21 protein-coding genes are annotated in these 24,007 nt (G+C 67.6%); 10 read left to right on the top strand and 11 right to left on the bottom strand.

Annotated features, from left to right (window positions below):
* Nucleotides 1–8 precede the first annotated feature (8 nt).
* Nucleotides 9–1,052: a mannose-1-phosphate guanylyltransferase/mannose-6-phosphate isomerase gene (locus ACG3SL_RS00580; RefSeq protein WP_448663207.1), complete on the bottom strand. Its 1,044-nt coding sequence runs from the start codon at nucleotides 1,050–1,052 to the stop codon at nucleotides 9–11.
* 179 nt (nucleotides 1,053–1,231) lie between these two features.
* Here ACG3SL_RS00580 and ACG3SL_RS00575 point away from each other — a divergent pair, with 179 nt between their 5' ends.
* From ACG3SL_RS00575 to ACG3SL_RS00555, 5 genes are read left to right on the top strand one after another with little or no spacing between them, the layout of a single operon-like run.
* On the top strand, nucleotides 1,232–2,620 hold the full coding sequence (locus tag ACG3SL_RS00575) for a TIGR03013 family XrtA/PEP-CTERM system glycosyltransferase (protein WP_448663206.1): 1,389 nt from the start codon (nucleotides 1,232–1,234) through the stop codon (nucleotides 2,618–2,620).
* Nucleotides 2,621–4,675 (top strand): XrtA/PEP-CTERM system histidine kinase PrsK, encoded by a 2,055-nt coding sequence (prsK, locus tag ACG3SL_RS00570; RefSeq protein WP_448663205.1) that lies wholly within the window; start codon nucleotides 2,621–2,623, stop codon nucleotides 4,673–4,675.
* Nucleotides 4,672–6,024, top strand: coding sequence for a PEP-CTERM-box response regulator transcription factor (gene prsR / locus ACG3SL_RS00565; RefSeq protein ID WP_448663204.1), 1,353 nt, complete (start codon nucleotides 4,672–4,674; stop codon nucleotides 6,022–6,024). The genes prsK and prsR overlap by 4 nt, the downstream gene beginning before the upstream one ends.
* Entirely contained in the window at nucleotides 6,008–8,086 is a 2,079-nt protein-coding gene (locus ACG3SL_RS00560; protein WP_448663203.1) for a tetratricopeptide repeat protein, read from the top strand. The genes prsR and ACG3SL_RS00560 overlap by 17 nt, the downstream gene beginning before the upstream one ends.
* 42 nt (nucleotides 8,087–8,128) lie before the next feature.
* Nucleotides 8,129–8,938 carry an ATP-binding protein gene (locus ACG3SL_RS00555; protein WP_448663202.1) on the top strand — a complete coding sequence of 270 codons (810 nt, stop codon included), beginning with the start codon at nucleotides 8,129–8,131 and terminating at the stop codon, nucleotides 8,936–8,938.
* Between the two features lie 232 nt (nucleotides 8,939–9,170).
* Here ACG3SL_RS00555 and ACG3SL_RS00550 read toward each other — a convergent pair whose 3' ends face one another.
* On the bottom strand, nucleotides 9,171–10,955 hold the full coding sequence (locus ACG3SL_RS00550; protein WP_448663201.1) for an ABC-F family ATP-binding cassette domain-containing protein: 1,785 nt from the start codon (nucleotides 10,953–10,955) through the stop codon (nucleotides 9,171–9,173).
* Nucleotides 10,956–11,081: 126 nt separating this feature from the next.
* Here ACG3SL_RS00550 and ACG3SL_RS00545 point away from each other — a divergent pair, with 126 nt between their 5' ends.
* From ACG3SL_RS00545 to ACG3SL_RS00535, 3 genes are all read left to right on the top strand, one after another.
* Complete coding sequence (locus ACG3SL_RS00545; protein WP_448663200.1) at nucleotides 11,082–11,450, top strand: hypothetical protein; 369 nt, start codon at nucleotides 11,082–11,084, stop codon at nucleotides 11,448–11,450.
* Nucleotides 11,451–11,486: 36 nt separating this feature from the next.
* Complete coding sequence (locus tag ACG3SL_RS00540) at nucleotides 11,487–12,158, top strand: response regulator transcription factor (RefSeq protein ID WP_448663199.1); 672 nt, start codon at nucleotides 11,487–11,489, stop codon at nucleotides 12,156–12,158.
* Between the two features lie 160 nt (nucleotides 12,159–12,318).
* Nucleotides 12,319–13,665, top strand: coding sequence for a sensor histidine kinase (locus ACG3SL_RS00535; protein ID WP_448665203.1), 1,347 nt, complete (start codon nucleotides 12,319–12,321; stop codon nucleotides 13,663–13,665).
* Nucleotides 13,666–13,767: 102 nt separating this feature from the next.
* Here the strand turns inward: ACG3SL_RS00535 and ACG3SL_RS00530 are convergent, their stop codons facing one another.
* The 5 genes from ACG3SL_RS00530 to ACG3SL_RS00510 all read right to left on the bottom strand — a co-directional run bounded on the left by ACG3SL_RS00530 (nucleotide 13,768) and on the right by ACG3SL_RS00510 (nucleotide 17,866).
* Nucleotides 13,768–14,529 carry an exonuclease domain-containing protein gene (locus ACG3SL_RS00530; RefSeq protein WP_448663198.1) on the bottom strand — a complete coding sequence of 254 codons (762 nt, stop codon included), beginning with the start codon at nucleotides 14,527–14,529 and terminating at the stop codon, nucleotides 13,768–13,770.
* Between the two features lie 209 nt (nucleotides 14,530–14,738).
* Complete coding sequence (locus tag ACG3SL_RS00525) at nucleotides 14,739–15,176, bottom strand: hypothetical protein (protein ID WP_448663197.1); 438 nt, start codon at nucleotides 15,174–15,176, stop codon at nucleotides 14,739–14,741.
* Nucleotides 15,177–15,343: 167 nt separating this feature from the next.
* The gene (gene pgmG / locus ACG3SL_RS00520) at nucleotides 15,344–16,732 is read right to left on the bottom strand and encodes a phosphoglucomutase/phosphomannomutase PgmG (protein WP_448663196.1); all 1,389 of its coding nucleotides are present in this window, start codon (nucleotides 16,730–16,732) and stop codon (nucleotides 15,344–15,346) included.
* 64 nt (nucleotides 16,733–16,796) lie between these two features.
* Nucleotides 16,797–17,072 (bottom strand): J domain-containing protein, encoded by a 276-nt coding sequence (locus ACG3SL_RS00515; RefSeq protein ID WP_448663195.1) that lies wholly within the window; start codon nucleotides 17,070–17,072, stop codon nucleotides 16,797–16,799.
* Nucleotides 17,072–17,866, bottom strand: a complete 795-nt coding sequence (locus ACG3SL_RS00510) for a division plane positioning ATPase MipZ (RefSeq protein WP_448663194.1) — start codon at nucleotides 17,864–17,866, stop codon at nucleotides 17,072–17,074. The genes ACG3SL_RS00515 and ACG3SL_RS00510 overlap by 1 nt, the downstream gene beginning before the upstream one ends.
* 79 nt (nucleotides 17,867–17,945) lie before the next feature.
* Here ACG3SL_RS00510 and panC point away from each other — a divergent pair, with 79 nt between their 5' ends.
* Both panC and ACG3SL_RS00500 read left to right on the top strand, forming a co-directional pair.
* Nucleotides 17,946–18,794, top strand: a complete 849-nt coding sequence (gene panC, locus ACG3SL_RS00505) for a pantoate--beta-alanine ligase (RefSeq protein WP_448663193.1) — start codon at nucleotides 17,946–17,948, stop codon at nucleotides 18,792–18,794.
* Between the two features lie 72 nt (nucleotides 18,795–18,866).
* The gene (locus tag ACG3SL_RS00500; RefSeq protein WP_448663192.1) at nucleotides 18,867–19,163 is read left to right on the top strand and encodes a hypothetical protein; all 297 of its coding nucleotides are present in this window, start codon (nucleotides 18,867–18,869) and stop codon (nucleotides 19,161–19,163) included.
* Nucleotides 19,164–19,355: 192 nt separating this feature from the next.
* Here ACG3SL_RS00500 and topA read toward each other — a convergent pair whose 3' ends face one another.
* The 4 genes from topA to ACG3SL_RS00480 all read right to left on the bottom strand — a co-directional run bounded on the left by topA (nucleotide 19,356) and on the right by ACG3SL_RS00480 (nucleotide 23,977).
* Nucleotides 19,356–21,935 carry a type I DNA topoisomerase gene (gene topA, locus ACG3SL_RS00495; RefSeq protein WP_448663191.1) on the bottom strand — a complete coding sequence of 860 codons (2,580 nt, stop codon included), beginning with the start codon at nucleotides 21,933–21,935 and terminating at the stop codon, nucleotides 19,356–19,358.
* 102 nt (nucleotides 21,936–22,037) lie between these two features.
* Entirely contained in the window at nucleotides 22,038–22,937 is a 900-nt protein-coding gene (gene yghU / locus ACG3SL_RS00490) for a glutathione-dependent disulfide-bond oxidoreductase (RefSeq protein WP_448663190.1), read from the bottom strand.
* Between the two features lie 175 nt (nucleotides 22,938–23,112).
* Nucleotides 23,113–23,769 (bottom strand): hypothetical protein, encoded by a 657-nt coding sequence (locus ACG3SL_RS00485; RefSeq protein WP_448663189.1) that lies wholly within the window; start codon nucleotides 23,767–23,769, stop codon nucleotides 23,113–23,115.
* A 16-nt stretch (nucleotides 23,770–23,785) separates the two neighbouring features.
* Nucleotides 23,786–23,977: a hypothetical protein gene (locus ACG3SL_RS00480; RefSeq protein WP_448663188.1), complete on the bottom strand. Its 192-nt coding sequence runs from the start codon at nucleotides 23,975–23,977 to the stop codon at nucleotides 23,786–23,788.
* Between the last annotated feature and the right edge of the window lie 30 nt (nucleotides 23,978–24,007).

Genomic DNA, 24,007 nt, shown 5'->3' with positions numbered 1-24,007 from the left:
GCGCGCGTTCAGCGCTTCATCGCCTCGATGATCTGCTTCACGTCCTGGCTGCGCCCGCGCGGCAGCACCAGGATGTCGTCGCCCGATGCCACGACGATCAGGTCGCTTACTCCCACCAGCGCGATCCGCTTGCCGCCGTCCGCGCGTACCAGACTGTTGGTCGTGTCGATCGCGATCACGTCGCCCCGGCACACATTGCCCTGGGCATCGCATGCGCTGATCGCGTGGAGCGCGTCCCAGCTGCCGACATCGCTCCACCCCATCGACACGGGGACCACGGCGACGCGCTCGGCCTTTTCCATCACCGCATAGTCGATCGAGTCCGACGGGCACGCCGCGAACGCCGCCGCTTCGGGCCATACGCGCGTGCCGTCATGCCGCGCCTTGTCCATCGATTCGCGCGCCGCATCGACCATGCCGGGCGCGAACTGGTCCAGCGCGGCCAGATAGGCGTCGGCGCGGAACAGGAAGATCCCGCCGTTCCACGCATGGTCGCCCGAGGCGAGCATCGCCTGCGCCTTGTCGAGCGGGGGCTTCTCGACGAAGCGGGCGACGCGGTGCACCCCTTCGATCAGCGGCTCGCCGATCTTGATCCAGCCATAGCCGGTTTCGGGCGCATCGGGCGCGATGCCGAACGTGATGAGCCACCCGTCCTCGACCAGCGGCATCGCCGCGTGGATGGCGGCATGGAACGCCTCGACATCGGCGATCACATGGTCGGACGGCATGATGAGCAGCGGCTGCGCGCCGCTCCCCGCCGCGATCGCCGCCAGCGCGATGGCGGGCGCGGTGTTGCGCCCCATCGGCTCCAGGATCAGCGCCTGCGCGACCGATTCGACATGCGCGAGCTGTTCCTCCACCGCGTCCACATGGGTCGCGTTGGCGACGACGATCGGCTTGGCAAAGCGTTCGCCGCTGGCGCGCGACGCGGTCAGCTGGAGCATCGTCAGCTCCGCCGTCAGCGGCAGGAGCTGTTTCGGACGCTCGGGCTGCGACATCGGCCACAGGCGGCTGCCCGATCCTCCCGACAGGATGACAGGAACGATCGGCATCGAATTCGGCATTGCGAATGGTTCCCCTGGGCAGCGATGAACATAGAAGTTTGCCCCATGCGGTCAAACGGCGCGCGCGCGAAAGGGTTTCGCGCAACCGGCGTCATTGCAGTCGAAAATCGCGTCGCCCACGATCTCCATGTCGGATTTGTTTACACTTGCGCGTTAAGCATGGGGGCATGATCCGGCTGTTCAAGCATTATGTGCCCAATGCCGTGCTGTTGCTCGGGGTGCTCGACCTTATCCTGTTGCTCGTTGCGGGCGAATTGGGCTGGATTCTCCGCGCGAATCAGGTGGGCATGGCACCCACCCCGATGGTGTCGCGCCTGCCCCAGCTGGTCAGCTTTGCCTTCACGATCCAGACCGCGATGATCGCGGTCGGCGTCTATGGCGCCGATGCGCTGCAATCGCTGCGCTACGCCACTGCCCGACTGATCGTCGCGGTCGCGCTAGGCGTCATCGCGCTGTCGGGCCTGTATTTCGCGATTCCCCAGATCGGCTTCTGGCGATCGAACCTGCTCTACGCGATGGGCGTGTCGATGGCGCTGCTGGTGTTCCTGCGCATCCTGCTGGGCAAGACGCTGGGCAGCCAGGCGTTCAAGCGCCGCATCGTCGTGCTGGGCGCGGGCGCCCGCGCGGCCCGGCTCAAGCTGCTGGCCCAGACACCGGGCGCGGGGTTCGTCGTCGTCGGCTATGTCGCGATGAGCGAGGCAAACCGCGTCATCCCGGAAGCGATTTCGCGCGACGCGATCTACAACCTTGCGGACCATGTCGTCCTGCTCAACGCCAGCGAAGTCGTGCTCGCGCTGGAGGAACGCCGCAACGCCCTCCCGCTCAAGGACCTGCTGCGGATCAAGACCACGGGCGTCCATGTCAACGAAATCTCGACCTTCCTCGAACGCGAGACAGGACGGGTCGACCTGGACAGCGTCAATCCCAGCTGGCTGATCTTTTCCGACGGCTTCTCGTCGGGGCGGATGTTCTCCAGCGCGTTCAAGCGGCTGTTCGACATCGTCGCCAGCGTGCTGCTGCTGATCCTCACGCTGCCGCTGGTGCTGTTCACCGCGCTCCTCATCAAGCTCGAAAGCCGCGGCCCGGCCTTTTACCGGCAGCGGCGCGTCGGGCTGTACGGACAGGGCTTCGACGTCATCAAGCTGCGGTCGATGCGCCAGGACGCCGAAGTCGCGGGCCAGGCGGTATGGGCCGAAAAGAACGATCCGCGCATCACCCGAATCGGCCGCGTCATCCGCAAGCTGCGCATCGACGAGCTGCCCCAGTGCTGGACGGTGCTGAAGGGCGAGATGAGCTTTGTCGGCCCCCGCCCCGAACGCCCGCAATTCGTCGAGGATCTCGAACAAAAGCTCCCCTATTACGCCGAGCGCCACATGGTGAAGCCGGGCATTACCGGCTGGGCACAGGTCAACTATCCCTACGGCGCGTCGATCGAGGATTCGCGGCAGAAGCTGGAATATGACCTGTTCTACGCCAAGAACTACTCGCCCTTTCTCGACATCCTGATCCTGCTCCAGACGCTGCGTGTGATCCTGTTCCCCGAGGGCGCGCGGTAGATGGCGGCGACGCTGACCCTGTGGAGCCACGCGCTTGCCGCGCTGCTGTTCGGTGCGCTGGCGCTCTGGGCGCTGCGGTCCGGGGCCCATGGGGTGCCACGCCGGCCGCTGGCGGCGGCACTGACGCTCACGGCATTATGGGCATTGGCGGTGGCGGGAATCGGCGCCGACGATCTGGTGACGCGCGGCGCGGAGGCGCTGCGCAACATTGCATGGCTCGGCTTCATGCTCGCGCTTTATCGCCGCAGCGACGGCGAGCGCCCCGCATTGGCGGTAGCGACCGTCTATGGCGTGGTCGTGCTGGTGGCACTGGCCGGGCTGGCGGCGCAGCTCGTCGTCGCCGAAGCGCCGGCTGGCAGCGGCATCGAAAGCGGCGTGCTGCTGCTGCGGATGCTGGTCGCGGTGGCGGCGCTGGTGCTGGTCCAGGAACTGCACGCCGCGCTCCGTCCGGCAGCGGGTGGCGGTCTCCAATGGGTCGTGCTGGCGCTCGCGGCGCTGTGGAGCGTCGATTTCACGCTGTTCACGCTGGCCTATCTGATCGACCGCAGCTCGATGGTCCTGTCGGTCGCGCATGGCATCGCAATGGTCCTCGTCGCGCTGGGCATGGCCGCCGGGCTGCAGCGCAAGGGCGAATGGACGGTCCAGGTCTCGCGCACGGTAACCTACCAGTCGCTCTCGCTCGCCGCGATCGGCGCCTATTTCGCGTTCCTCGCGCTCGGCACCAGCGCACTGGCGACGCTGGGGGGCGCGCATGCGCGGCTGCTCCAGACCGCCTTCGTGCTGGGATCGACCGCCGCGATCCTGACGCTGGTGTCGAACAGCTGGCTGCGCGCCTGGGCGAAAGTGAAGCTGGCCAAGCACCTGTTCCGCCACCGCTATGACTATCGCACCGAATGGATGCGCTTCACCGAAACGCTGGGCGCGCCCGACGGCGCCGTCCCGCTGGACGAGCGCATCGTAAAGGCGATCGCCGACCTGACCGATTCGCCCGCCGGGCTGCTGCTGGTGCCCGATGGCGCTGCGCTGGGCCCCGGCGCGAGCTGGAACTGGGATCGCATGACCCTGCCCGTTACCAGCGATGCCGCGCTGGCGGCCCATCTGGGCGGCACCGGCCGGATCGTCGAGATCGATCCGATCCGGCAGGGGGACCAGGACACCGCCGATGCGCGCGCGGTGCCGCAATGGATGCTGGACCTGCCCGATGCGTGGGTGCTGGTGCCGCTGCTCCACATGAACCGGCTGCTGGGCGCGATCCTGCTCGCCCGCCCGCCGGTGGGGCGCGCGCTCGACTGGGAAGATTTCGACCTGCTCAAGGTCGCGGGCCGCCAGGTCGCCGGGCATCTGGCCGAGGCGCGCGCGCAGGAGGCGCTGGCCGACGCCCGCCGCTTCGACGAATTCAATCGCCGCTTCGCCTTCATCCTCCACGACATCAAGAATCTGGTGAGCCAGCTCACCCTGACCGCGCGCAATGCCGAGCGCCATGCCGACAACCCCGAATTTCGCGCCGACATGATCGTCACACTCAAGGAATCGGCGGAGCGGATGAACGGCCTGCTCGCCCGCCTGTCCCAGCATCATCGCGGCCGTCGCGACGCCCCCCATGCCGTGGAAGTCGTGCCGCTGGTCGAGCGCGTCGCCGCCGCACGCCGCAACCAGCACCCGGTGGTGACCGCCGGCGTCTCCGGCGCGGTCGCCCATGCCGAACCGGCCGGGCTCGAACAATTGCTGGGCCACCTCGTCCAGAACGCGATCGACGCCAGCCCGCTCAACGAACCCGTCACGCTGTCGGTCGACAGCGTGGGCGAATATGTCACGATCGACGTGATCGATCGCGGGTGCGGCATGTCGCCCGCGTTCGTCCGCGACCAGCTGTTCAAACCCTTTGTCTCGTCCAAGCCGGGCGGCTTCGGCATCGGCGCGTTCGAGGCGCGCCAGCTGGCCGATGCGATGCAGGGCCGGCTGGAAGTCACCTCGCGCGAGGGGCTGGGCACGCGCTTCCGCCTCGTCCTGCGCGCGGCCCGGACCGACGACCTTTCCCAAGAGCGTGCCGCATGACCGACCCAAAGAAGCTGCTGATCGTCGAAGACGATGCCGGGCTCCAGCGCCAGCTCCGCTGGGCCTATGAAGGCTATGCCATCCACAGCGCGGTCAACCGCGACGAAGCCATCGCGCTGATCCGCGCCGAGGAGCCGCAGGTGGTAACGCTCGACCTGGGCCTGCCGCCCGACCCCGACGGCACGACCGAAGGCTTCGCCACGCTGGAGGCGATCCTCAAGCTGCGCCCGGATACCAAGGTGATCGTGGCATCGGGGCACGGCGCGCATGAATCGATGCTCCGCGCGATTTCGCTGGGCGCGTGGGATTTCTATCAGAAGCCGATCGACGTCGATGCGCTGGGCATGATCGTCGCCCGCGCCTTCCACGTCCACGCGCTGGAAGCCGAGAATCGCCGGCTGGCCGAGCGGGCGGACGCGGGCATGGTGCTGGGCGGGATGATTACCGGCGCGCCCGAAATGCTGAAGGTCACGCGCACGATCGAGCGCGTCGCGGGCGCCGACGTATCGGTCATGCTGCTGGGCGCCAGCGGCACCGGCAAGGAACTGCTGGCGCGCGGCGTGCACGATGCCTCGCCCCGCAAGCGCGGCGCGTTCGTCGCGATCAATTGCGCGGCGATTCCCGAAACCCTGCTCGAATCCGAGCTGTTCGGCCATGAAAAGGGCGCGTTCACCGGCGCGGTGAAGACGTCCGAGGGCAAGATCGAACAGGCGCAGGGCGGCACGCTGTTCCTCGACGAAGTCGGCGACATCCCCCTGCCCCTCCAGGTCAAGCTGCTCCGGTTCCTGCAGGAGCGCGTGATCGAGCGGATCGGCAGCCGCAAGCCGATCGCCGTCGACACCCGCGTCGTGTGCGCGACGCACCAGGATCTCGACGCGATGGTCGCGGACGGGCGCTTTCGCGAAGACCTCTATTATCGCCTCGCCGAAATCGTGATCCGCATCCCCTCGCTGGCGGAGCGCCCCGGCGATGCCGGGCTACTCGCGCGGCATTTCCTCAAGAAATACGCCGCCGCGATGCACACCGGCGCGCGCAGCTTCGCTCCCGATGCGCTGGCCGCGATCGACGCCTGGGGCTGGCCCGGCAATGTCCGCGAGCTGGAAAACCGGGTGAAGCGCGCGGTCATCATGGCCGATGGCAAGGCAGTGACCGCCGCCGATCTCGACCTGGCCGACGCTGCCGACCCGTTCCCCGTCAATCTCAAGGCGGCGCGCGAACTGGCCGATCGCAAGGCGATCCGCCACGCGCTGGCCCGGGCCGAGGGCAATATCTCCGGCACCGCCCGCCTGCTCGGGATCAGCCGCCCCACTTTGTATGACTTGCTGAAAGCCTATGACCTCCAGCCGTAAGCGCCGCACTTTTCCGCCGATGCTCCGCCGCGCGCTGGTCGTCGGCGCCGGGCTTGCCGTGTTCGCCGCGATTCTGGTCGGCTGGTTCGCGATGGCGCCCACGCGCGCCGATCCGGCGGCGGCGCAGGCCGCGACCGCGCGTTCGGTGGCGCTGCTCCAGAACGACAACGCCACCGCCGCCCGCGACGCCGCGTTCGATGCCGTGCGCGCCGATCCGGCCAATGCACAGGCGCATCTGGCGCTGGCAAAGGCGATGCTGGCGCTTGAGGACGGGCTGGGTGCCGAGGCGGAGCTGCAACGCGCCGTCGATACCGGCTATCCTGCCGCGCTGGTGGCGCATCTGCGCGCCGAGGCGCTGCTGCTGCAGGGCGACGCCGACAAGGCGCTGGCGCAGGCGGACAAGACCGATCCGCGCTTCCGCGCCGACGGCCTGCGGATACGCGGCCGGGCGCTGACTGCGAAAGGCGACTATGCCGGTGCGCTCGCTGCGCTGGACGAGGCGGCGCGGATTGCGCCCAATGACGCCGATGTCTTGGTCGATACGGGCCGGTTCAAGCTGACCGCCGGCGACGTGCTGGGCGCGATTCAAGCGTCCGAACGCGCGGTCAAGCTGGCGCCGGGGCATGTCCCCGCACTGCTGCTGCGCGGGCTGATGGTGCGCACCCAATATGGGCCGGTCGCCTCCCTCCCCTGGTTCGAGAGCGCGCTGCGCCGCGACCCGGCCTATACGCCTGCGCTGATCGAATATGCCGCGACGCTCGGCGATGTCGGGCGCACCGTCGATGCGCTGGCGGTCACGCGCCGCGCGCTCGATGCCCGCCCCGGCAGCCCGCAGGCGCTGTACCTTCAGGCCGTGATCGCCGCCCGCGCGGGCAATACCGAGCTGGCGCGCACCCTGCTCGACCGGACCGATGGCGCGCTGGCGGCGCTTCCCGGCGCGCAGCTGCTTTCGGCCACGCTCGACCTGCAGGCAGGCGCCAACGAACAGGCGATCGACACGCTGCGCGGGCTGCTCGGCACCCAGCCGATGAACCTGACCGCGCGCAAGCTGCTCGCCATCGCGCTGCTGCGCACCGATTCGGCGCGCAACGCAATCGACACGGTGCGCCCGGTCGTCGCGCGCGGCGATGCCGACAGCTATGCGCTGGCGCTGGTCGCGCGCGGGTTCGAGCGGATCGGTGATCGCGCCGCCGCCGCGCGCCTGCTCGATCGCGCCGCCTATCCCGCGACCGCCGCTCCCACCGCATTCAGCGCCGACGACAGCGCCGAGGTGCTGGCCGCCGATGCCGCGCTGCGCCCCGACGATCCCGGCGCGACGCTGCCGATGCTCCGCGCGTTGATCGACCAGGGCAACACCGCCGGCGCGCTTGCCCGCGCACAGGCCATTGCCGCGAAGAACCCGGGCGCCCCCGCCGCACAGCTGCTGGTGGGCGACACGCTGATGCTGCTGAACCGCCCCGCCGACGCCGCCACGGCCTATCGCCGCGCCGCCGATCTGCGCTTCGACCAGCCGGTGATGCTGCGGCTGGTCGACGCGCTGGACGGCGCGGGCCGGCGCGAGGATGCGGCCAATGTGCTGGCGCTGTATCTGTCGCAGAACCCGATCGACATCGCCGCGCTGCGCCTGTCGGGCCAGTGGCAGCTGGCGGCGGGTGACTATGACGCGGCGATCGACACGCTCGAGACGCTGCGCGGTCGCATCGGCGATGGCGACGCCGTGCTCAACGCCGAACTCGCAACGGCCTATGCCGAGGCGGGCGAAGTCGAAGCCGCGCAGGAACTGGGCGAGGCCGCCTATGCGCTCGCCCCGTCGAACGTGGCGGTGGTCGATGCATTTGGCTGGGCGCTGTATCGCGGCGGCGACCTGACCGGCGCGGCGGAGCTGTTGCAAAAGGCCGTGGCGCTCGCCCCGCGCCACGCCGGGCTGCGCTGGCACCTGGCACAGGTCTATGCCGACATGCGCCGCCCCGCCGATGCGCGGGCGCAGGTCCAGGCGGCGATGGCGGACCCCGGTTTCGCCGATCGCGCGGCGGCGACCGCGCTGCTCGCAAAGCTGGGCTAAGCCACGCTTCGCAGCCCGGCGAATTGGGCTATAGCCGCGCGGATGACCGACGCCCTTTCCCGCATCGCCGACGCGCTCGATCGCCTCGCCCCGCCCCCGCCGCCCGCCGCCGATCCGCTGGCGCATCCGGCCTATGTCTGGCGTGGGCACGGGCTGACGGCGGCGCGCGCCTTTGCGCCCCTGCCGCTGGATCGGCTGCGCGGGGTCGAGGCGCAGCGGGCGGCGCTGCTCGCCAATATGCAGCGGCTGTCGGCGGGCCATGCCGCGCAGGACGTGCTGCTCTGGGGCGCGCGCGGCACCGGCAAGTCGGCGCTGGTGAAAAGCACCGTCGCGGCGGTGCAGGCACAGGGCGGCGCGCTGGCGCTGGTCGAGGCGGCGACCCCGCATCTGGAGACGCTGCCCGCACTGTTCGCCGCGCTGGCCTCCACCGGGCGGCCCTTTGCGATCTTTCTCGACGATCTCGGCTTCGATGCGGCGGGCGACGCGCGGGCGCTGCGCTCGCTGCTGGAGGGCGGGGCCGAGGCGCGGCCCGCCAATGCCCGGCTGATCGTCACGTCCAATCGCCGCCACCTGGTCCCCCGCAATCTGGAAGAGCAATCGAGCGCGATCAACCCGCGCGATTCGATCGACGACAACCTCGCGCTCGCCGACCGCTTCGGGCTCAGCCTGGGCTTTCACGCGATCGACCAGGACACCTATCTCGACATCGTCCGGGGCTATGCCGACGGATACGGACTGGCGTTCGATCCGGCAGAAGCCGTCAAATGGGCAACCCGGCGCGGCAGCCGATCGGGGCGCGTGGCGTGGCAGTATGTCGTCGATCTGGCGGGGCGGCAGGGGAAAGCGGTGTAGCGTTTTGGGTTTCACGCGAAGGCGCGAAGATTTTTTAGAAGATTTTTCGCGCAGAGGCGCGGAGGACGCAGAGGTGGCGCGCCCGCGGCAGCGTCTGCCTAATGCGCAGCCTTCATCGCGCGAGGCCTTTGGATGCGAGTCCTGCGCTTCGCGCAGGGAACCACTCTCTCTGCGCCTCTGCGCCTCTGCGCGACTAAAAAATCTTCGCGCCTTCGCGCCTTCGCGTGAAATTCTACCCCAGCGCCTCGACTTGCTCCGCCAGTTCCAGCCAGCGCATTTCCGCCGCGTCCTTTTCGTCGCGCAGCTTGGCGATGCCGTCGGTCAGCGCGGCGAACTTCTTCGGATCGCGCGTGTAGAGCGCAGGGTCGGCCAGCGCCGCTTCGTCGCGGGCGATCTGCGCCTCGATTTCCTCGATCCGCTTGGGCAGCAGGTCGTAATCGCGCTGGTCCTTGTAGCTCAGCTTGGTCGCCTTGGGCTTGGGCGCCTCGGCCACCGGCTTGGCCGCAGCCGGCGCCTTGCGCGCCTCGCCGCGCCGCGCCTTGCGCTGGGCTTCCCACTCGGCATAGCCGCCCGCCACCACGTCCACGGCGCCGCTGCCGTCCAGCCCCAGCGTGACCGTGACCGTGCGGTCCAGGAAGTCGCGGTCATGGCTGACGATCAGCACGGTGCCCGCATAGTCCGCGATCACTTCCTGCAGCAGGTCCAGCGTCTCGAGATCGAGGTCGTTGGTCGGCTCGTCGAGCACCAGCAGATTGCTCGGCCGGGCAAATTCGCGCGCCAGCAACAGCCGCGAGCGCTCGCCGCCCGACAGCGTGCCGATCTTGGCGTCGGCCAGCCCCGGCTCGAACAGGAATTCCTTCAGATAGCCATGGATATGCTTGCGCACGCCCAGCACGTCGATCCACTCGCCGCCCTGCGTCAGCACGTCGCGCACCGACTTGGCCGGGTCCATCAGGCTGCGCTGCTGGTCGATGAACACCATGTCCAGCGTCTTGGCCAGCCGCACGCTGCCTTCGTCGGGGGCCAGTTCGCCGGTCAGCAGCTTGAGCAGCGTCGTCTTGCCCGCGCCGTTCGCACCGACCAGGCCGATCCGGTCGCCGCGCGTCACGCGCAGCGTCAGGTCACGGATGATCGTGCGGTCGCCGAAGTTCTTCGTCACGCCCTTGGCGTCGATCACCACCTTGGTCTGCGCGCCATCCGATCCGATCGCCAGCTTCGCCGCGCCCTGCGGCCCCAGCATCGATGCGCGTTCGGCGCGCATTTCCTTCAGCTTGGTCAGCCGCCCCTGGTTGCGCCGACGCCGCCCGGTGACGCCGCGCAACAGCCAATGCTCCTCGATCTTGAGCTTGGCATCCAGCTTCTGCGCATTGCGTTCCTCGTCGGCATAGACCTGCTCGGTCCACGCCTCGAACCCGCCAAAGCCAATTTCCGCCCGCCGCACCGCACCGCGATCCAGCCACAGCGTCTGCTTGGTCAGCCGCGTCAGGAACGTACGGTCATGGCTGATCGCGACGAACGCGCCGTTATACCGGCTGAGCCAGGTTTCCAGCCAGTCGATCGCGGCGATGTCGAGATGGTTGGTCGGCTCGTCCATCAGCAGCACGTCGGGGTTCTGCGCCAGCGCGCGCGCGATCGCCGCGCGCCGCCGCTCGCCGCCCGACGCCGTCGCCGCCTCGCGCCCCAGGTCGATGCCGAGCTGGTCGGCGATCGCCTCCACTTCATACCGTTCGGGCGCGTCATCACCCTTCAGCGCGAAATCGAGCAGCGTCGCAAAGCCCGTCACCTGCGGGTCCTGTTCCAGCAGCACGACATGCGTACCCGGCTGGATCGTCCGCCGCCCCTCGTCCGAATCGATCTGTCCGGCCAGCAGGCGGAGCAGCGTGGACTTGCCCGCGCCGTTGCGCCCGATCAGCGCCAGCCGGTCGCGCTCGCCGATAAACAGGCTCAGCCCGCGAAACAGCCAGCCGGAGCCCTGGACCAGGCCCAGATTTTCATACGCAAGAATTGGTGCTGCCATAGTGGAGCCGCCTAGGGTCCGCAGCCGCCGGGGGCAAGCGCGGGCACACCGATATTTGCGCGCGATGGACCCCGGCTGTTGCTCGCAGGTTACGCTGTCCTGACAAGCGTGTTCAGGGGCTATTCAATGCCGACCCCCTATGCAATGCGGATGACGATGGTGGCTCGACGGGTAATGTGCGCGTGGCTGGCGGCGATTTCGCCCGCCGGCGCCGCTGTGGCGCACCCGGTCGCCCCCTCTTTCGACGCGCGCATCGAACTCGTCCAGAACTATGGCCAGGACACGGCGCGCGAGCGTCGGATGAAGGGCGAGCTGCTGCCGGTCCGCGAAATCGAGCGCCGCGTCATCCCCCGTATGCCGGGGGCGCAATATCTGGGATTTGATTATGATCCCGCAACGGACATTTACACGCTCAAATTCCTGCGCAATGGATCGGTGATCTGGGTCGATGTCGATGGCCATACCGGCCAGATACTTCGCCGCACGGGAAGTTGAGCGCAGCCTCATGATGCGCGGAACGGGAACCACAACATGCGTCTATTGATCGTCGAGGATGAGCCCAATCTGGGCCAGCAGCTGCGCAATGCACTGGAAGGTGCCGGCTATGCCGTGGACCTCGCCACCGATGGCGAGGAAGGGCATTTCCTTGGCTCGACCGAGCAATATGACGCGATCCTGCTCGACCTGGGCCTGCCCGAGATCGACGGGCTGACCGTGCTCGATCGCTGGCGGCGCGAGGGCAAGACTACGCCGGTGCTGGTGCTGACCGCGCGCGACAGCTGGTCCGACAAGGTGGCGGGCCTCGATGCCGGCGCCGACGATTATGTCGCCAAGCCGTTCCAGACCGAGGAACTGATCGCCCGCCTGCGCGCGCTGATCCGCCGCGCATCGGGCAATGCCTCGGCCGAGCTGAACGTCGGCGACATCCGCCTCGACACCCGCTCGGGCAAGGTCACCAAGGATGGCGAGCCGATCAAGCTGACCGCGCAGGAATACAAGCTGCTGTCCTACCTGCTCCACCACAAGGGCAAGGTCGTCAGCCGTACCGAGCTGATCGAACATATCTACGACCAGGATTTCGATCGCGATTCGAACACGATCGAAGTGTTCGTGACGCGCATCCGCAAGAAGCTGGGCGCCGATGTCATCACCACCATCCGGGGCCTGGGCTACAGCCTCGAGGAGCCGGCCGGGGCCGCGTGACCGCATGGGCCTGTTCGGACTGACGCTGCCCGGTCGACCGGGGCGGCCCGATCGCCGTAACGGGGGCGATGTGCCCGGCACCGAAGCGGCAGTCGAGTTCGATCCCTCGGCGCCGCTGCCGCGCCATTATGTCCGCGCCACCGGATCGGTGAGCCGGCGCATGATCCTGATCGCGACGGCGTGGATCATGGTGCTGCTGCTGGGCGGCGGCATCGCGCTGGACCGGGTGCTTACAAGTGCGATCACGCGCAATTTCGACGAACAGCTCGAATATCTGATCAACGCGATGATCGTCTCGGCCGAACTGGGCCCCAATGGCGAAGTCGTGAACAACCGCGAGCTTGCCGACCAGCGGTTCCTCGAACCCGGCTCGGGCGCCTATTGGCAGATCAGCGGCAAGGGGTTCGAAACCTATCCCTCGCGCTCGCTATGGGACCGCAAGCTGCGCGTCGATCGCGTCCATGGCGACATGGACCTGCACATTTACGACAGCGACGAGTTCGTCGACAAAAACCCCCGCAGCGAGCACGAATCCGGCGAGACCGACCAGCGGCTGCGCATCGCCGAGCGCGACGTGAAGTTGCCGGGATCGCCCGTGCTGTGGCGGTTCCAGGTCGCGCAGAGCCGCGAAGGGCTGGACGGCCAGATCGCCGTGCTCCGCCGCACGCTGGTGCGCAGCTTCCTGCTGCTCGGGCTCGGGCTGATCGTGATGGTGGGCCTGCAGACCTGGTACGGGCTGCTCCCCTTGCGCAAGGTCCGCTCGGAAATCGCCCGGCTGCGCGCGGGCAAGTCCAAGCGGATCGAGGACCGGATGCCCGCCGAGATCGCGCCGATGGTCGAGGAGCTCAACGCGCTGGTCGAACATAATGATCGCCAGGCAGAGGAAGCGCGCCGCCACGCCGGCAACCTCGCCCATGCGCTGAAAACGCCGCTCAGCGTCATCATGAACGCCGCGGCGGCGGGGCAGGACGATCTCGCCCCCACCGTGCTGCGCGAGGCGCGGACGATGCGCCGCCAGATCGACCACCACCTCGCCCGCGCCCGCGCCGTGGGCCGCCGGGGCAGCGCGCACAGCCGCGCGCCGGTCTGGCCCTCGATCGAGGCAGTCGAGCGCGCCGTCGCGCGGCTCTATCCCGCCGTGCGCATCGATATCGACGGCGCCAAGACGCTGACCGCGCATATCGAGCGGCAGGATCTGGACGAGATCCTCGGCAACCTGGTCGAAAACGCCGCCAAATATGGCGGGGGCAGCGTGTTCATCACCGCCAGCGCGCAGGCCGGGTTCGTCGAGATCATGGTCGAGGACGACGGCCGCGGCATCCCCGAGGCGGACCGCATCCGCATCTTCGACCGCGGCGTCCGCCTCGACAGCGGCAAGCCCGGCACCGGCCTTGGCCTCGCGATCGTGCGCGACGTCGCCGAAATCTATGACGGCACCGTCAGCCTTGAGGAAAGCGAAGACCTGGGCGGCCTGCTCGTCCGCCTGCGCCTGCCCGCTGCGGGCTGAACCGCCTCGGCATGGCGTGGCCGCCTTCCCACCGGCAACGCGTACACAAGCCCACGCGGCACAACACGAAATAGGGGAACGGGAACCGCCGTCCGCAAAGGCCTAAAGCAGCACATCCTGCGCCGAACTGCGCCCCACCGCGCCGCCGCCCTGTCGCCGGGCATATTCGGTCTGCGCGGTGTGGCGGATGTCGGGATCGCGGTCGCCCAGGAAGCCGGCGAGCGAATCGTCGTCGATCTCGCTCCATTCCTTGCCGCGATCGGGACCATAGCGGACGCGCGGCTCCAGCGCCGGCTCTTTGGACCAAGCGATGAGCTGCCCGACGCTGGCTTCGTTGAGCATGTCGCGCAGGTGGAACGCGGTGACATAGGCATCGGGAAAGGCGCGGTGCGCGGGCAGGCCGCGTTCATGCTCCATCCCGACAGGATTGCGCCAGTATCGCAGGAACTGGTTGGAGAAGCCCGGCGTGCCCGGCCACAGCCGCAGCGCGCATTTATAGGTGCAGATCCAGTCCGCCCCGCGCGTGAGCGACGGCGTGCAGAACTGTTCCTCGAAGCTCGCCCGATGCGCCGCCAGCGCGACGCGGCGCGGCCAGGGGTCCAGGATCGGGCGGGCGACGTCGTGCCACAGCGGCGCCTCTGCCACATCCTCGTCGCGGATATGGTGGATCGCCATAGTCAGCGGCGGAATCTGCCGCCCCGGATGGACCAGCCGGCTCCCCCCCTCGCCCTCCAGTTCCCAGCGGCCATCGCTCTGGAGCGCGACATCCTGCCACCCGATCTCGCACACGCCATGCACCGGCGGAGCCTGCCCGGTGGTTTCAAGGTCGATGACACGGATGATGGAGCGGGAGGGCGGAGCCATGCCGCGCGATGTGGCGGTTCGGCGAGGGGATTGCGAGTCGAAACTGGGGGGCGGGGGCTGGGCCGGGACGCGCCTTCCCCCCGGCGCCCACGCCCAGCGGATGCATCGGAATTGTGCATCGGGGACAGCGGCGGATCTGCGGGCTTTTCGCGCCGATGCTAAACTTGTGAATTTTGCATCAGAACCGGTTCAATGACGGGTTGCGGTTATCAGACCTGATGAAAAGACACCGCAAAATCTTCGCCGTCATCAATCACGAACGCCGAGAATGTCCTGTCTGGAAACCGGGTCGTGAGCTTTGCGGTGAGCATCTCCACCATGTTCTGGGCGAGGCGCGCCAATTGCGCCTCCTTCAACTCTGGTTGAGCAACGTCACCGGGGAATATATTGTCAAGAAAATAGGCGTTCATCGCAGTTTCAATTTGCGTTCGATCGCGGCCCGCATTTTCCCATCCTCGCAGATGTTCTACGTTGATTGGCTCACGCAAAACGTAGCGTTCAAAAATGCTGACCTCGGGCCATAACATGGCACAAAATCCAAGAGCGTGATCTGCGCGACCCTCACCATATATCCAGTCCGAGGGAGAAATCCCCTTGCAGAAGTTCCACAGGTCCAGCTCGGGTATGAGTTTTGCGGTAATGGCCATAGCGACGGTTTAGCACAGCATGCCATGTCCGCAATTGGACGTGCCAACCCGTTCAAATGGCCGCAGCCTGATCCAAAACTTTTAAGTTTTGCATCTAAAGCAAGGCGTCTCTCACCCCTGCACCCCGCAAAAAGGGCCCCTCCACACGGAGAGGCCCCCTCAGCACCTCAATGCGCCGCCTGCGGTCCGCGCTCCAGCCCGCTCGCCGCGAGCTGGGCGTCGATCATCGCCATCAGGCGATCGAGGCCCTCCTGCGTCTTGGCCTCGGCGCGGGCGACCAGCACGTCCTGGGTGTTGGACGCGCGCAGCAGCCACCAGCCGTCGGGCGTGTTCACCCGCGCGCCGTCGGTGCGGTTGACGTCGGCGCCCTCGGCTTCCAGCCGCGCCAGGATCTCGTCGATCACGGCGAACTTGCGCGTGTCGGATACCTGGAAGCGCATTTCCGGCGTGTTGATCATCGCCGGCATCTCGTCCTTGATCTGGGTGAGCGACTTGCCGATCACATGCACCGCCTGGATCAGGCGCACCGCCGCATACTGGGCGTCGTCGAAGCCATAGTAATTGTGCGCGAAGAAGATGTGGCCGCTCATCTCGCCGGCCAGCGGGGCGCCGGTTTCCTTCATCTTGGTCTTGATGAGGCTGTGGCCGGTCTTCCACATCAGCGGCACGCCGCCCAGCTCGGCAATGCGGTCGTAGAGCGCCTGGCTGGCCTTGACGTCCGCGATGATCGTCGATCCCGGCAGTTCGCGCAGCACAGGTTCGGCCAGAATGGCGAGAAGCTGGTCGCCCCACACCACGCGGCCCTGCCCGTCGATCGCGCCCAGCCGGTCGCCGTCACCGTCGAATGCCAGTCCGAAATCGAGGTTCTTCTCCGCGACAAGACGCTTGAGGTCGGCGAGGTTCTTTTCCTCGGTAGGATCGGGATGATGATTGGGGAAATTACCGTCCACGTCGGTGAAGATCGTATGGTGCTCACCCGGCAACAGCTTGACCAGCTTCTCGACCACCGGGCCGGCGGCGCCGTTGCCCGTGTCCCAGCCGATACGGAACGATCCGCCGGCATAGCCCGCCATCAGCCGCCCGACATAGGCGTCGAGGATTTCGTAATCGCTGACCGTGCCCGGCGTCTCGGCGTCGTCCCAGTCGCCCGCCTCGGCCATCTTGCCCAGCGTCTGGATGTCCTCGCCAAAGAACGAACGATGCTGGAACACCATCTTGAAGCCATTGTAATGGCCGGGATTATGGCTGCCGGTTATCTGGATGCCGCCATCCACTTCCAGCGTGGCTTCGGCATAATATAGCATCGGCGTGGGGCCCATGCCGATCCGCACGACATCGACGCCCGACGCGGTCAGCCCCGCGACCAGCGCTTCCTCCAGCATCGGCGAAGACAGCCGCCCGTCACGGCCCACCGCGACGCGGGTGCCGCCCGCGCGGCGCAGCAGCGTGGCGAAGCCGCGACCGATCGCGCGCGCGTCGTCGGGGCCCAGCGCCTCGCCGACGATGCCGCGGATGTCATACTCGCGGAGCGAAGTGGGGTCGAAACGATGCGTCATGATGCCTCCCGAAGAGATGCCCGGATAGATGATGCGCGCCTAATCCCCCAGCGCGGGGTAAAGTTCAATCGCGCGCGCGCAGCAACGTGTCGCGCGCCGCATTTATCCGGCGAGTCAGCTCTTCCGACCCGCCCTTGTCGGGGTGCAGCGCCGTCACCAGCCGGCGATGTGCGGCGCGGACCTCGTCGGCACCGGCGCCCGCGCCCACGCCCAGGATCGCCCGCGCCTCGTCCTCGGCCAGCGCCGGGGCGGGTTTCGGGCGGGCGGGCTTGTGCCGGGGCTTGCCCCAATAGATCCAGGCCGCGCCGAACAGCAAAGCCGCCAGAAGGAACTGGAACATCAGGCGAAAAGCGGCATCGCGGGCTCGGGCAGCGCCAGCCCCGCCATCATCTCGCGCAGTTCCTGGCGCGCGGCGACATGGCTGAGGCCCATCTCGCCGAATTCGCGCGCGTCGAGCATCGTCAGCCCCTGGGGGAACAGCTCGCGATAGATCACCCGCTCGGACAAGCCGGAAATCACGCGGAAGCCGACCCGCTTCGAAAGCTGGTCGATCGCGTCCGATACGCGGCGCATGTTGCGCGCTTCGATATGCTGCATCCGGTTGCGCAGCACGACCCAGTCGATCGTCTCGCCATCGGCCTTGGCGCGGCGCTTGCGCGATTCCCAGATCAGCTCGGAATAGAAGCTGGGGCGCAGCACGCGGAACGTCTCCGGGTCCACCTGGCCGATCAGGTCGAAATCGACGAAGCTGTCGTTCATCGGCGTGACCAGCGTGTCGGCGTTGGTGACGGCGATGCGCGCGAACTTGTCGTCGCGCCCCGGCGTGTCGATCACCAGGAAATCGGCCTCGGCGCCCAGCCGCTCGAGCGTGTCGGAGAAAAACGCCATGCTCTCGCCGTCATGCGTCTCGAACACCGGCATCGGCAACGGCTTGCCCTTGCGCCGCATCGTCTCTGCGCGATTGTCGAGATAGCGGCCCATGGTCCGCTGGCGATGGTCCAGGTCGAAGCACGCGACCTTGCTGCCCCGCGACGCCAGCGCGATCGCGGCGTGCACCGCCGTGGTCGATTTTCCCGTCCCGCCCTTCTCGTTGGCAAACACCAGGACGTGCAGACGTTTCGATCCGTCGCTCACGCTACAAACTTCCTTTATTGATCGTACCGCCCGCCCCCCATAGAAGGCCGCGCTTCTGTCTTATCGAAAGAGCCCCAGCGTGCAAACCGTCCGTAGCCTCGAAGACCTCCGCGACGCCCTCTCGGCGCTGCGCGCGGGTGGCCAGCGTATCGCGCTCGTGCCGACCATGGGTGCGCTGCACGCAGGGCACATGGCGCTGGTCGATGCGGCGAAGCGCGCGGCGGACAAGGTCGTGGTGTCGATCTTCGTCAACCCGCGCCAGTTCGCCCCGAACGAGGATTTCGCCCAGTATCCGCGCAAGGAGCTGCAGGATTCGCGGATGCTGGCCACCGCCGGCGTCGACCTGCTCTGGCTGCCCCCGGTCGAGGTGATGTACCCCGCCGGGTTCGCCACCACCGTGTCGGTCGCCGATGTCAGCGAAGTGCTGGACGGCGTGGCGCGCCCGACCCATTTCGATGGCGTGGCGACGGTGGTGCTGAAGCTGTTCAACCAGGTCCGCCCCGATGTCGCGCTGTTCGGCGAAAAGGACTGGCAGCAGCTCGCCGTCATCCGCCGCATGGCGAGCGATCTGGATCTCGGCATCGATATCCAGGGCGTGCTGACCCAGCGCGAGGATGACGGGCTCGCGCTGTCGTCGCGCAATGCCTATCTGGTGCCCGAGGACCGCGCCCGCGCCGTCGCGCTGCCCCGCGCGCTGGGGGTGGCCGAACGCACCATCGCCAAGGGCGGCGATGCGCAAGCCGCGCTGGCGCAGGCGCGCGACTCGCTGGCCGCCGCCGGGTTCGACGTGGATTATGTCGCGCTGGTCGACGCCGAGACGCTGCGCGACCCCCAGCCGGGCCGGGCGATGCGCCTGCTCGCCGCTGCGCGGATCGGCGGCACGCGGCTGATCGACAACATCCCGGTCGTGCTGAACGAAGAAGGTTAACGCGTTAACCCTTTATTTTCCCCTTGCCTGCCATGGTGCAGGCACGAGGAGACTCAAAAGGGGGTAACGACAATGAGCGTAAGCCTGAAGAGTGCGCGTTTTCTGGTCGAAAGCCGGTTGCAGGCCGCCGCGCGCGGCGATGCGACTGCGTGTTTCGACCTCGGCATCGTCTATTCCAGCGGCGCCGAAGGGATCGGCGTGGACCTGGTCGAGGCGCATAAATGGTTCAACATCGCCGCCGCATCGGGCAGCGACCGCGCCCACGAATGCCGCGCCGAAATCGCCGAGGACATGAGCGCCCGCGACATCATCAACGCACAGAAAGCCGCACGTGCGTGGCTGCGCGGGTGCGAAGCCCGCGCGGCTTGAGGGGTTTTATCTCTCCCCTCCCGCTTGCGGGAGGGGTCGGGGGAGGGCCTGAAGTGAAAGAAGCGCCGCGCAAGCGCGGCCCCTCCCCTAACCCCTCCCGCAAGCGGGAGGGGAATTAAAACCAAGCGGGAGGGGCATAATTAGCCGCAAGCCCCGCCCCAGTGCATCCGCAGGTGCAATGCGGTGGCGGCGCTACTCCGCCTCCGCCTTCTTCGCAGCAGCCTTCTTGGGTGCAGCCTTCTTCGGCGCGGCTTTCTTCGCCGGGGCCTTTTTCGCCGCCGCTTTCTTTGGCGCGGCCTTTTTCTTGCCCTTGCCCTTCGCGGGCGCCGCCGCTGCGCGGGCGTCGATCAGCTGGGCGGCTTCCTCCAGCGTCAGCTGATCCTTCTCGATCGACTTGGGCAGCGTCGCGTTGGTCTCGCCATCGGTGACATAGGGGCCATAGCGCCCCTCCATCAGCTTGATCTCGGCCTCGGTGCGCGGATGCTTGCCCAGCACCTTGAGCGGCTCGCGCGCAGCGCCGCGCGCCGGGCGCCCGCCGCCTGCTGCCGCCTCGGCCAGCTTGACGACGGCTGCGTTCATGCCGGTCTCGAACACTTCCATGGTCGACTGGAGCCGGGCGTACTTCCCGTCATGCGCCAGATAGGGGCCATAGCGGCCGATCGACGCCGTGATCGGCTTGCCCGTTTCCGGGTGGTCGCCCACGGTGCGCGGCAGCTTGAGCAGCTTGAGCGCCAGTTCCAGGTCCAGCTCGACGTCCTTCGGGATCGACGCGCGCGCGGCCTCCTTGCCCTCGCCCAGCTGGATATAGGGGCCGAACCGCCCCGATTTGCGCTCCACCGGCAGGCCCGTGTCGGGATCGGTGCCGAGCACTTCGGGGCCGCTGCTGTCATCGCCCTCGCCGCCCGGCTGCGCGAAGCGGCGGGTGAACTTGCACTCGGGATAGTTGGAGCACGCCACAAACGCGCCGAACCGCCCGCCGCGCAGCGCCAGCCGCCCGGTGCCGCAATTGGGACATAGCCGCGGATCGGTGCCGTCCGCCTTGGCGGGGAACAGGTAGGATTCGAGGAAAGTGTCGAGCGCGGCGGTGATGTCCGACGGCTTCTGCTCCATCACTTCGGACGTGCGCGGCTTGAAATCGCGCCAGAACGCCTCGAGCACCGCCTGCCACGCGGCGCGCCCGCCGGACACGTCGTCCAGCTCTTCCTCAAGGCCCGCCGTGAAGTCGTAGCTGACGTACTTTTCAAAGAAGCGTTCGAGGAACGCCGTCAGCAGCCGCCCGCTTTCCTCGGCGAAGAAGCGGTTCTTCTCGACGCGCACATAGGCGCGGTCCTTGAGCACCTGGATGATCGAGGCATAGGTCGACGGGCGCCCGATCCCCAGCTCCTCCAGCCGCTTGACCAGCGATGCTTCGGAGAAGCGGGGCGGCGGCTGGGTGAAATGCTGCTCGGCATGGACCGCCTTCTTGGCGGGCGCATCGCCGGACGACATGCGCGGCAGGCGGCGGGAATCCTCGTCGCCCTCGTCATCCTTGCCCTCTTCGTAGAGCGCGAGATAGCCAGGGAAGAGCACGACCTGCCCCGTGGCGCGCAGCCCGTGCTGGCCGGTGCCGTCCTCCAGATCGACGGTGGTGCGCTCCATCCGCGCCGACGCCATCTGGCTCGCCAGCGCGCGCTTCCAGATCAGCTCGTACAGCCGGCCATGATCGCCCGAGCCTGCGCGGTCCTTCGAGAAATCGGTCGGCCGGATCGCCTCGTGCGCTTCCTGCGCATTCTTCGCCTTGGTGGTGTAGATGCGCGGCTTGTCCGGCACATAGCTGCCGTCATAGCGCGTCGCGACGGCCTTGCGCGCTTCCTGGATCGCCCCCGGGTCCATCTGGACGCCGTCGGTACGCATATAGGTGATTGCGCCGTCCTCGTAGAGCCCCTGCGCGATTCGCATCGTGTGGCTGGCCGAGAAGCCGAGCTTGCGCGCCGCTTCCTGTTGCAGGGTCGAGGTAGTGAAGGGCGGCGGCGGGTTGCGCATCGCCGGCTTGGTCTCGACCGAGGCGACCGAGAATCGGCCTTCCTCGACGGCCTGTTTCGCCGCCTCTGCGGTCTTGCCGTCGCCGATCGTCAGGCGATCGATCTTGTCGCCCTTGTACTTGACCAGCCGCGCCTGGAAGCCGGTGCCGTCCTGCTCCATGTCGGCGGTGACCGACCAATATTCCTGCGGGCGAAAGCTCTCGATCTCGCGCTCGCGATCGACGATGATCCGCAGCGCGACCGACTGGACGCGCCCCGCCGACTTGGCGCCCGGCAGCTTGCGCCACAGCACCGGCGAGAGCGTGAAGCCCACCAGATAATCCAGCGCGCGACGGGCGCGATAGGCGTCGATCAGGTCGGTATCGAGCTCGCGCGGGTTCGCCATCGCGGTGAGTACCGCCGGCTTGGTGATCGCGTTGAAGGTGACGCGCTCGACTTCCCTGGGCAGCGCCTTCTTGTTGCGCAGCACTTCCTGCACGTGCCAGCTGATCGCCTCGCCTTCGCGATCAGGGTCGGTCGCGAGGATCAGTCGGTCGGCGGTCTTGGCGAGATCGGTGATCGCCTTGAGCTGCTTCGACTTGTCGGCATAGGTTTCCCATTCCATCGCGAACCCCTCGTCGGGGTCCACCGATCCGTCCTTCGCCGGCAAGTCGCGGACATGGCCATAGGACGCCAGGACGCGATAGTCCGAGCCCAGATATTTCTCGATGGTCTTCGCCTTGGCGGGCGATTCGACGATGACTAGCTGCATGGAAGTAAGGGGGTCCTTCACGTGTACGCGTACGAGGATGGGTAAACCCGCCGCCCGCCGTCAAGCGGGAGGCGAGATGACAGCGATGGACCGCGAAGGCAATCAGGCGCCGGCGCGCATCCGCGCCCGCACCGCATCGATATCGGATGCGTCGTGCCGTTCGGGCACGCGCTGGTCCTCCGGCCCCATGCCGCGATTGACCAGCCGCCCGCGCTGGACGGGCTCGCGATCCCCCACCTGCGCGACCCAGCGCTGGAAATGCGGATAGTCGTGCACGCTGAGGAACTCGGCCGAGCCGGCATAGGCCTCGCCCCGCGCAATCGCGCCATACCAGGGCCAGATCGCGATGTCGGCGATCGTATAGGCGCCACCCGCCATATAGGTGTTCTTGGCGAGATGCGTGTCGAGCACGTGCAGCTGGCGCTTCACTTCCATCGCATAGCGATCGATCGCATATTGGATCTTGATCGGGGCATAGGCAAAGAAATGGCCGAAGCCGCCGCCCAGGAACGGGGCGGAGCCCATCTGCCACATCAGCCAGCTCATCGTCGCGGCCCGCGCGCGCGGCTCGGTGGCGAGGAATGCGCCGAACTTCTCGGCGAGATAGATCAGGATCGCGCCGCTCTCGAACACATGCGTCGCCGGATCGGTGCTGTGGTCGGCCAGCGCCGGGATTTTCGAGTTGGGATTGATCTCGACAAAGCCGCTGCCGAACTGGTCGCCTTCGCCGATATTGATCTTCCACGCATCATATTCGGCGCCCGCATGCCCGGCGGCGAGCAGCTCTTCGAGCAGGATGGTGACCTTCACCCCATTGGGCGTGCCCAGCGAATAGAGCTGGAGCGGATGCCGGCCCACCGGCAGCACCTTTTCATGCGTCGCGCCCGAGGTCGGGCGATTGATATTGGCGAACTGCCCGCCATTGCCCGGCGCCCATTCCCACACCCTGGGCGGGACATAGCCCGCAGGCTGGTTGTTCGCGGGATCGGGGGCGTCGGCCATGGAAGTCTCCTGGGAAAGCTGTCGGCGCGATGTAGGGCGCGGCGGGCGCGTTGCCAGAGGGGCGTGACAAATGGGGGACGCCGCCGAAGAAGCTGGGCCCCGGGTCAAGCCCGGGGTGACGGAAGAAGTCAGCTCCCCCCTCGTCACCCCGGGCTCGACCCGGGGCCCAGCTTCTTCATGCGGCCTGCAATTCGGGGACCGGCTCCGGCAGATCCGCCGAAACCATCAGATAGACAGCGACAGCCAGATACCATTGGGCGACATTGCTGCCGAACAGCAGCAGATTCGCGGCCACCGCCAGCGCAAGCGGGACCGGACCATATTCGGGATAGAGCGCCACCTGCAGACCCAGCCCGACCGCCGCTGGCGCCAGCAGCGCGACCAGCGCAAGAAGGATGGGGACCGTATGCGGCCTGGTTAGCCGCCAGCTCTCTCTCAGGGCGAATGCCATCGACGCGCCGCGCCCGACGACGAGCGGCGTCACCAGCAGCCAGCGCGCGAACAGAAACAGGCCCGGAAGAACAAACACCAGCAGGCCTGCACCGATCGCGAGGGTGGACACGGTCGAGACGCCGACAAACGATGCCGCGCGACCAGGCACACCCCATGCATGATGGGCGTCCTCGTCCCGCAGGAGCGCGCTGGTCACCATAAACTGCGCGAACAGGCTCGCGACGGAGAAAATATACCCGCCGCGCTGATCGAATCCCGCCCAGTCTATCGCGATCCAGGGCAGACTGAGGATCGCGACGCAAAGCAGCGCAGGACCGGGGCGCGAAGCCAAGAGCGCACCCGTTCGCGCTATAAAACCACGCGCATGCATCTTCGCCATTTCAATCCTCCCCCCATCACGATCCCGCGACAGGCAAGTCGATCTTCACCGCATGGGTCTGGATCGGCGTCAGCAACAGGGCCAACGCACTGACGAGCCCAACGGCGCCCCACAGGTACTTACCGGCCCGAAAATCGATGACCGCTCTGGCGATGCAGTAGATGCACGCGCCGAGCACAGCGAAGCTCCAGAGGGAATATGGCAGCATGGGCGCAGGCTATCCGGGTCGCGGCAGCTG

Source organism: Sphingomonas degradans (assembly GCF_053502645.1).
Note: the sequence above shows the minus strand (reverse complement) of the source record. Positions and strands in the feature narration are given on the sequence as shown.